This window comes from Kitasatospora sp. NPDC002543 (assembly GCF_053594915.1).
On the sequence record NZ_JBSFWR010000102.1, the window covers coordinates 22,765 to 31,180 of the forward strand.

The 8,416-nt window shown below is 73.4% G+C and carries 7 protein-coding genes and 1 pseudogene; 5 read left to right on the forward strand and 3 right to left on the reverse strand.

Features of this window, described 5'->3' with window-relative positions:
* Positions 1 to 68 precede the first annotated feature (68 nt).
* The gene (locus tag ACWD4P_RS31035) at positions 69 to 1,472 is read right to left on the reverse strand and encodes a selenium-binding protein SBP56-related protein (protein WP_449781951.1); all 1,404 of its coding nucleotides are present in this window, start codon (positions 1,470 to 1,472) and stop codon (positions 69 to 71) included.
* A 96-nt stretch (positions 1,473 to 1,568) separates the two neighbouring features.
* Between ACWD4P_RS31035 and ACWD4P_RS31040 the strand changes: the two genes are divergently transcribed.
* The 4 genes from ACWD4P_RS31040 to ACWD4P_RS31055 all read left to right on the forward strand — a co-directional run bounded on the left by ACWD4P_RS31040 (position 1,569) and on the right by ACWD4P_RS31055 (position 6,113).
* Positions 1,569 to 3,416: a tetratricopeptide repeat protein gene (locus ACWD4P_RS31040; RefSeq protein ID WP_449781952.1), complete on the forward strand. Its 1,848-nt coding sequence runs from the start codon at positions 1,569 to 1,571 to the stop codon at positions 3,414 to 3,416.
* Positions 3,417 to 3,525: 109 nt separating this feature from the next.
* Complete coding sequence (locus ACWD4P_RS31045) at positions 3,526 to 4,512, forward strand: alpha/beta hydrolase (protein ID WP_449781953.1); 987 nt, start codon at positions 3,526 to 3,528, stop codon at positions 4,510 to 4,512.
* 164 nt (positions 4,513 to 4,676) lie between these two features.
* Positions 4,677 to 5,471, forward strand: coding sequence for a spermidine synthase (locus ACWD4P_RS31050; protein WP_449781956.1), 795 nt, complete (start codon positions 4,677 to 4,679; stop codon positions 5,469 to 5,471).
* Positions 5,472 to 5,573: 102 nt separating this feature from the next.
* Positions 5,574 to 6,113 (forward strand): HAD domain-containing protein, encoded by a 540-nt coding sequence (locus tag ACWD4P_RS31055; protein ID WP_449781957.1) that lies wholly within the window; start codon positions 5,574 to 5,576, stop codon positions 6,111 to 6,113.
* Between the two features lie 580 nt (positions 6,114 to 6,693).
* Here the strand turns inward: ACWD4P_RS31055 and ACWD4P_RS31060 are convergent.
* Together ACWD4P_RS31060 and ACWD4P_RS31065 are read right to left on the reverse strand one after the other, a co-directional pair.
* The gene (locus tag ACWD4P_RS31060) at positions 6,694 to 7,032 is read right to left on the reverse strand and encodes a peptidase inhibitor family I36 protein (protein ID WP_449781954.1); all 339 of its coding nucleotides are present in this window, start codon (positions 7,030 to 7,032) and stop codon (positions 6,694 to 6,696) included.
* Positions 7,033 to 7,378: 346 nt separating this feature from the next.
* Positions 7,379 to 7,762 carry a hypothetical protein gene (locus ACWD4P_RS31065; protein ID WP_449781955.1) on the reverse strand — a complete coding sequence of 128 codons (384 nt, stop codon included), beginning with the start codon at positions 7,760 to 7,762 and terminating at the stop codon, positions 7,379 to 7,381.
* Between the two features lie 398 nt (positions 7,763 to 8,160).
* On the opposite strand from ACWD4P_RS31065, the pseudogene ACWD4P_RS31070 reads away from it, so the two are divergent.
* A pseudogene (locus ACWD4P_RS31070) lies at positions 8,161 to 8,416 on the forward strand (class I SAM-dependent methyltransferase); the annotation flags it as partial.

The window sequence follows — 8,416 nt, forward strand, 5'->3', positions numbered from 1 at the left end:
GCGGTGCCCGTGCTGCCGGTGACGCGGTCGGTTCCGGTGCCGCCCGAGCGGGCGGCACCGGTACCCGGTCAGCGGAAGCAGTAGGAGTCGGAGGAGGCGTCGCCGCCCGCCAGGTGGGTCTGGTGGACGCGCAGGCCCCGGAAGTCCGCGCCGTGCGGGAAGAAGCGCTCGTCGACGCTCAGCCCGCCCGCCACCGGGTCGGCGTCCAGCTTGACCATCCAGGGCTCGATGCCGTCCGGGTAGAACTGGTCGTCCCAGGCGCCGTAGAGCGAGTTGGTGAGGTAGACCCGCCGGCCGTCCCGGCTGAGCTCCACCATCTGCGGCGCCCCGCTCAACGGGCGGTCGGGCTCGGCCGGGTGCGGGGTGCGGGCGGCGATCCCGCCGAGCCGCACGGAGCCGGTCGGCCGGGGGTGGAACGGGTCCGAGACGTCGTACTGGAACAGCTCGCCGGTGCCCCACGCGGACACGTACAGCCAGCGGTCGTCCACCGACAGGTTGATGTCGGTGACCAGGGGCGGCACCGCGCCGAACGGCTGCAGCGCGGGCGGCAGTTGCTCGGCCTTCGCCGGCTCGGCGGGGATCTCGATCACCTTGCGCGCGGTGAACGCCGCCCCGTCCCGGTACCAGAGCCAGACCGAGGAGGACAGGTCCTCGACGTTGGTGACGACCCCGGCGAAGCCCCACTCCGCCTGCGGGTCGTGCGCCGGGCGCAGCTCCAGCACCATCTGGTACTGGTCGCCGAGGTCCACCCGCTGGAGGTGGCGGCCGGAGTCCAGCTCCCAGAAGTGCAGCGCGTGGCCGTACTTCCGCCCGAGCAGGAGCTCCGGCACCACGCCGTCCTCGACCATCCGCGGCGTTCCCCACTCGCTGGTGATGCCCACGTTGGTGCCCAGGTGCCACCAGACGTCGTAGGCGAAGTGCTGCGGGCCGCGCTCGGTCTCCCAGGCGCGCAGCACGTCGAAGGTGGTGTGGTCGAGCAGCGCCACCCCGCCCGGGCCGTCGTCGCCCTCGGCGCCGCCCAGGCAGGAGAGGAACACGCCGTCGGGGCCGCAGTGCAGGGTGTGCGGGCGCGAGTAGCCGGCCTTCGCGGCGAGTTCCTTCGCCTCGATCGTCTTGACCAGCCGCGGGCGGACCGGGTCCGGCCGGGTGTCCAGCACGTGCAGCCGGGAGGAGCGCAGCCCGGGCAGCAGCAGGAAGCGCCGCTCCGGGTTCTCGTGGCAGGCGTGGGCCAGCGCGCTGGAGCAGGCGTTCCACCCGAAGTGGTGCAACTCGTCTCCGAGCGTGGGGAGTTCGGCGAAGTTCAGGACCTTGCCGTAGCTCGCCGAGTCCGGATCGGTGTCGACGCTGAGCAGCGCGTCCGGCCGCCGCCCCGCCCGGTCGAACCCGGCGACGTACGCCAGCTTCTCCGGCGGAGCCGCGATCGCCTCGGCGGCCGAACGGTAGAGCGACGGATCGGTATGCCCGTGCTGCATGCAAACTCCCCAACTCGCCTGGTCTGTCCGGGAAGCGTTCCACAGAACCACCGGCGCACAGCAGGCGCACGAGGGGCGGACGGCTACCCTTGCGGGGTGCACAACAGCATTCGAGGCGGGGCCTTCCACGCCCCGGTCGTCCAGACGGACACCGCACACGTGTCCCTCTCCGCCCGGCCGCCGACCATCGCCGGACTGCCACCGCTCACCACCGCCTTCACCGGGCGCGACCGGGACGTCACGGAGCTGCGGGCGCTGTTGGCCTCGGACGGCCCGTCGACGGTGACGGTCACCGGCCTCGGCGGCAGCGGAAAGACGACGCTCGCGATCGCCGTCGGCCACACGCTCCTGGACGCCGGGCACTTCTCCGCCGCCCTCTTCGTCGACCTCCGCGGCTACGACGACACCCCGGTGGAGGCGGGCCGGGCCCTGGAAACCCTGCTCCGCGCCCTCGGCGTCCCCGCCGAGCACATCCCCCCGGACCCGGAGACCCGCGCCGCCCTCTACCGCGACCGGCTGGAACGGCACGGCGGCACCGTCCTGGTCATCGCCGACAACGCCTCCGCCGCGGACCAGGTCCGCCTCCTGCGACCCCCTTCCAGCGGGCACCGCCTGCTGGTCACCTCCCGGGAGACCCTGCCCAGCCTCGGCGCCCGCCTCCACCGCCTCGGCGTCCTCGACGCCGAGGCGGCCGTGGCCCTCCTCGACGCGGCCGTCCGCACCGCCCGCCCGGACGACGACCGCGTCACGGCGGACGCCGGCGGCAGCCACCGGATCGCGAAGTCGTGCGGGTACCTGCCGCTCGCCCTGAAGCTCGCCGCCGCCCAGCTCGTCCTCGACCGGCACCTGCGACCGGTCGAGCTCGCCGACGACCTGGTCCACGGCACCAGCCGCCTGGACCTCCTGCACGACGGCGAGACCGGGATCCGCCGCACCATCGACCGTTCCTACCGCCGCCTCACCCCCGAGCAGGCCGAGCTCTTCCGCTTCCTCCCGATCTGCGTCGGCCACGACGTCTCGACCGAGGCCGGCGCGGCGCTCGTCGACCGCGGGGTCCGGGAGACCCGGGCCCTGCTCGCCCAACTGGCGGGCGCCGCACTGATCGAGCAGAGCCCCGCGGGCGGCCGGTGGTCCATGCACGACCTCGTCAGGTTCTACGCCCTGGAACAACTGGGGGAGGACCTCGAACTCGGCGCGCGCGGGCTGAGCCGGCTCACGGAGTACTACGTGACGACCGCGCACGCCGCCAACCGGCGGGTCACGTCGAGGCCCGACCGGCCGGACGCCGGCGTCTTCACGGAACCGGCCGCCGCCGTGGCCTGGTTGGACCGTGAACGGGCGAACATGGTGGCCCTGACCCTGGGGATGGCACTCGTCGGCATCCACCGGGGGGTGCTCCGCCTCTCGCCCGTCGTGATGCCCGGGTTGATCCGCAGCGGCAGCGCCGAGATGGCGATCGCCGTCTCGGAGGCCGCCCTGCGGGCCGTGGGTTCCGCCGGCTCCGGGGCCGACGCGTCCGACGAGGCGAGCGCCTGGAACGACTACGGGATCTCGCTGCGCCTCGCGGGGCGCGCCGAGGAATCGGTCGAAGCCCACCGGCGGGCCCTCGCCGTCGCGGCCGGCCGTTCCGGCCCGTCGGGCTCGTCGGGCTCGTCGGGCTCGTCCGGTTCGTCGGGTCGGCTGGTCGCCCTGTTCAACCTGGGCGAGGTACTGAGGACGGTCGGCCGCCCCGAGGAAGCCCTCGAACCCCTCGAACACGTCCGTGCGATCTGCCGGGACCACGAGGACCGGTACTGCGAGGCCGAGGCCTGGAAGAGCACCGGAGCGGCGCTCCGGGCACTGGGCCGCGACGACGAGGCGGCCCGGGCACTGGACCGCGCCTCCCGCATCCACCCGGCCCCGGGTGCGCCACCGGCACACGCCCGCGAGCGGACCGGCCGGTGACACCCCCACCGCCGAGCGCCCCGCGGCTACCGGCCGGTATGGTCGGGGGTGGAACAGGCGGTCACCTGCCGTACGGGCAGGCGGAACAGAGAACGGGTGCGGCGAGCAGATGGAGTTCCGTGAAGACATCCTGGGTGCCCCCTACGAGGCCGCCGAGCTGACGCTGCGGCCCGACGACGAGGGCCCCGTGTGCGCGACGCTCGTCCGCCGGGTGGTGCCCGGGTCGGAGCGGGCCGTGCTGTACGTCCACGGGTACAACGACTACTTCTTCCAGACCAACCTCGCGGACCACTACACCGCGCTCGGGTTCTCCTTCTACGCCCTCGACCTGCGCAAGTACGGCCGCTCCCTGCGCCCGCACCAGTCGCCGAACTTCGTCCGCGACCTCGCCGAGTACGACGAGGAGATCGACGAGGCGGTCCGGATCATTCGGGAGCTGGACGGGCACCGGCAGCTGCTGCTGAACGGGCACTCCACCGGCGGGCTGATCGGAGCCCTGTGGGCCGGCCGCCGCGCCGGGCGCGGGCTGGTGGACGGGCTGTTCCTCAACTCGCCGTTCCTGTCCATGCCGGCCTCCCCGGCCGTACGGACCATGGGCGGGCCGGCCGTGACCGCGCTCGGCCGGCTCGCGCCGACCCGCGTCCTGCCGTCCGCGCTCAACCCGCACTACACCCACAGCCTGCACAAGGACCACCAGGGCGAGTGGGACTTCGACCTCACCCTCAAGCGCCCCGAGAGCTTCCCGCTGTACGCGGGGTGGCTGTCGGCGATCCACCAGGGCCACCGGCGGCTGCGGCACGGCCTGGGAATCGACGTGCCGGTGCTGCTGATGGCCTCCACCCGGTCCATCTCCACCACCACGTGGCACAACGCGCTGCACCACGCCGACGCCGTGCTGCGCGCCGACGACATCGCCGCGCAGGCGCCGCGGCTGGGCCGGCACGTGACCGTCGTGCGGATCAAGGGCGGGATGCACGACCTGGTGCTGTCCGGCGCGGAGGCCCGCGCCGAGGTGTTCGCCGAGCTGGACCGCTGGCTCGCGGCCTACCTCGACGTCGAGGCCGTCGACGCGCGCCCCGCCGGGGAGCACGCGTGACCTCCGAGCGGGATGCCCTCCCCGACGGGGCCGAGGCGCACGACGGGGCCGAGGCACACGACGAGCACGACAAGTACGACGAGCACGACGATCCGGATGACCCGGATGCCCCGGACGAGCCGCTGCCGGTCGGGCGGTCGACCGACCTGGGCTTCGCCAAGCTGATGCCCGACCTCGACCGGGACGGCGGCTGGCTGCTCACCCTGGACGGCACCCCGCAGTCGTACGTCGACCTCGCCGACCCGACCCACCTGGAGTTCGAGTACACCCGGCGCCTCGGCCACCTCGCCGACGCGCTCGCCCCCGCCGGGCAGCCGCTGGACGCGCTGCACCTCGGCGGCGGCGCGCTCACCCTGCCCCGCTACCTGGCCGCCACCCGGCCCGGCTCGCGGCAGCGGGTGGTCGAGGTGGACGGGCCGCTGCTGGAACTGGTCGCCGAACAGCTGCCCTGGCAGGGCCCCGGCGCGGACATCACCGCGACCGTCGGCGACGCCCGGGCCGCCCTCGCCGACACCCCGGCCGGCTCCCAGGACCTGGTGATCGCCGACGTCTTCCACGGCTCGCGCACCCCCGCCCACCTCACCTCGGTGGAGTTCCTGCGGCTGGCGGCGGCCGCGCTGCGCCCCGGCGGCTGCTACGCGGCGAACCTGGCGGACGGCCCGCCGCTGGCCTTCGCCAAGGCACAGGCGGCGACGGTGCGGGCGGTGTTCCCGCACGTCTGCCTGGTGGCGGAGGCACCGGTGCTGCGCGGCCGCCGGTACGGCAACATCCTGCTGGTCGGCTCGACGGCGCCGCTGCCGGTGGCCGAGCTGACCAGACTGCTCGCGGGCGACATCTTCCCGGCCCGGCTCACCGAGGGCGACGACCTGGCGGAGCTCGTCGGCCGCACCGCCCCGGTCACCGACGCCGAGGCCACCGACTCCCCGCCCCCGCCGGACGGCGCCTTCAGCATCGGCTGACACCGCGCGCCCGTCGGCCCGGCCGCGGAAATCCGCTGGTCCCTCCCCGCGCACCGCCGCTAGCGTGCGGGGACGACCGGGGAGGTGGGACGAGTGCGGCCACTGCTGCTGCTGGACGTCGACGGGCCGCTGAACCCGTGCGCGGCGAAGCCGTACCGGAGGCCCGACGGCTACGAGACCCACCGGCTGATGACGCCGCGGTGGCAGGCCGCCGAGCGCCGCCGCCTCACCGCCTGGGGCCTGCCCCACAAGGCACCGAAACCCCTGCGCGTCTGGCTCAACCCGGCCCACGGCCCGGCCCTCGCCGCGCTGCCCTTCGACCTGGTCTGGGCGACGACCTGGCAGGAGGAGGCGGACGCCTTCATCGCACCCCTGCTGGGGCTGCCGGCCCTGCCGCACATCACCTGGTCCGAGCCGCGGCCCGACCCGGAGGACGGGGTGTTCTGGAAGACCCCGGAGATCGTCGCCTGGGCGCGCGGCCGCCCGTTCGCCTGGGTCGACGACCTGATCACGGACGCGGACCGCGCCTGGGTCGAATCCCACCACCGGGGCCCGGCCCTGCTCCACCACATCGACCCGGGGACCGGCCTGACCGCGGACGACTTCGCCCACCTGACCGCCTGGTCCCGCGCGCTGGCGTGACGGCGCGCGACCGCCTGGTGCCAGCGGTCACATGCGTCGCGGGTGAGACCTTCGCATGCGACAACTCGCCTGAGGGTGAAGCGAGTTGAAAGGAGGGATGAACGCTCGTGCGCGAGGGCATCATGAAGGCGGCCGCTGATCGCCCTCTGCGTGGGAGTGGGGCTGTGTGGAGCAGGTTCCGAGTGCCGTTCACGTTCTTGCTCGTTCTGTTCACGGTGATCGTCACCGCCCTCATCCTCCACGTGCCCGTGCCGACCGGCCATGATCGATCAGATGATCCGGGTCACTCCGACCGGCCCGTCTACCGGCCCCCGGATCCTCCGCCGCCCCCGCCGCCCCCGGCGCCTCCGCCGCCCGCACCGTGGCCGGGGTGGCCGGGGCCGCCGCCGTGGCAGGTGTACCGGTAGCCGTCCTTCGGCTCCGCACCTGATGCCCGACTCGAAGGGCGCCCCGGCGGAAGCGCCCTTCGAGTCACCCCGTTCTCCTCAGCGCCCTCTGAATGCGACTAGCGCCGCGCGCGATTCGGGTCGGTCATTCGTCCTGTTCGTGCGGGGAATTCTGTTCCGTGGCCTCGACCGGGTCAGGGACATTTCCTCAGGGAGCTGGCTTTGTTGTCGAAACCATAGGGGCTGAGATTGCCGTACCAGCCCGCCGGAACCGTCAGCCCGTCCCCCTGGTAATTCGTGCCGTCATAAAGGCACCACAAAGCTCCCGTCCGGTTCCAGACCGAGGAGATGTTGTTGTTCATGCCGAGGTTGGCGAGGTTGGCGTCGCCCGCCTGGAAGCGGGCCATGGTGCTGGTGCCGCCGGTACCGGTCCAGACGCAGAACCAGTTGGCGGGGCAGTCCCCGTAGGCGGTGACCGAGGGGCCTTCCTCCGGGGGTGCGGTGGACGCCTGGGCGGCGGGTACAGAGGTCATCAGCCCGGCCGCAACGAGCCCCAGTGTGGCGCAGAATCCTGCGAGTCTTCGCATGGAGTCGGTCCTTTCCTTCGGTTGACGCAAGGCCGGGAGGTCGGCCTTTGCCTCGCTCTCCGTATGCGTGGCCTTGCTGACCGGAAGAAATACCCTGGAAATATGTGATTTCCGCATGGATCGACCACCTTCACTCGAACAGGCGGCCACTCGCTCGAACAGATTCGTTCGTAGCCAAATTGCTCCGCGGGCGAGTTTGCCTGGGTCTGTATCCGTTGTGAGTTGGCATGGGGACAGCCCGGGCCGGGCCCGGGGGAGCGCGCATCGGCCGCGGGTACGTTCCGGCCGCTCGTCAGGGGGAGGGGTCGGGACGGAGTGACGCGATCCAGGACGCGAAGTCCGCGGACTCGACGTCGAAGCCCTCGGGGCCCAGGTCGCCCAGGTCCGAGGAGTACACGGCGGAGCGCGGGTCGCCGGCGCGCAGGAGGAACCCGCGGCCGCCGCTGTCGTCGCCGATGAGGACGAAGCCCGGTGCGTACTGCGCGACGTCGTAGGTGGCGTTGCGCTCGCCGATGCACCCGGCCGGGTACACGGTGACACCGGCGTCGGTCATCAGACCGTCCGTCACCTTCCACAGGGCCGCCAGCGGCGCCGGGAGCCCCGGTTCGAGTTCGGCCCGGGCGCGCGCCACGTCGGCCGGTGCGGCGGCCGACGACCCGGGGTGCGGTTCTGCCATGCGGATGTCACTCCTCCCGTCCCGCCGGGCTCGGGGCCGCGGGCATCCGGAGCGGCCTCGGCCGTCATGACGTGCATCGGCCGTCATGACGTGTACGGGAACGGAGGCTGTCACCGGGGCCGGTTCCCGGGCAAGTCGCGTGCGCCGCCGGTCCGGTGCCCGGTCGGCACCGAACCGCCCCCGCCGGTCGTGCCGGTGGTGGGCGTCAGGCCCGCTGGAGCGGGGAGCGGGGAGCGGGGCGGGCCCGCCCGGCGCGTGTTGTCCTCTGCGCGCCCCCTCGCGCCGGTCGGCGCGTCGGCGGATGGGGACATCCGGGCGGGGTGTCAGAATCGGCGGGTTCATGCCCATGACGGGAACGGGCTGGGCGCGCGACGGGACCACGTCCGAAGGAGCGAACGATGAGTGGCGACGGGGAACGGCCGGAGCTGGCGCCGGTGCCGGAGACGGCGCTGTGGACGCTGTGGCACCGGGCCGTGGAGGCGCGGCGGCCGGACACCGTGCTGCCGGACCCCAAGGCGGTCGAGCTGGTGGAGCGGATCGACTACCCGTTCGCGGCACGGTTCGGGGAGAACGCCCTGGTGAGCCAGCTCCAGGCGCTGCGGGCGGCCTGCTTCGACCGCGAGACCGCCGACTTCCTGACCCGCTGCCCGCGCG

What these genes read in the sequence shown, in the direction of transcription:
- ACWD4P_RS31035 (WP_449781951.1), bottom strand. Translation starts at nt 1,472, where the DNA reads ATGCAGCACGGGCATACCGATCCGTCGCTCTACCGTTCGGCCGCCGAG.
- ACWD4P_RS31045 (WP_449781953.1), top strand. Translation starts at nt 3,526, where the DNA reads ATGGAGTTCCGTGAAGACATCCTGGGTGCCCCCTACGAGGCCGCCGAG.
- ACWD4P_RS31050 (WP_449781956.1), top strand. Translation starts at nt 4,677, where the DNA reads ATGCCCGACCTCGACCGGGACGGCGGCTGGCTGCTCACCCTGGACGGC.
- ACWD4P_RS31060 (WP_449781954.1), bottom strand. Translation starts at nt 7,032, where the DNA reads ATGACCTCTGTACCCGCCGCCCAGGCGTCCACCGCACCCCCGGAGGAA.
- ACWD4P_RS31065 (WP_449781955.1), bottom strand. Translation starts at nt 7,762, where the DNA reads ATGGCAGAACCGCACCCCGGGTCGTCGGCCGCCGCACCGGCCGACGTG.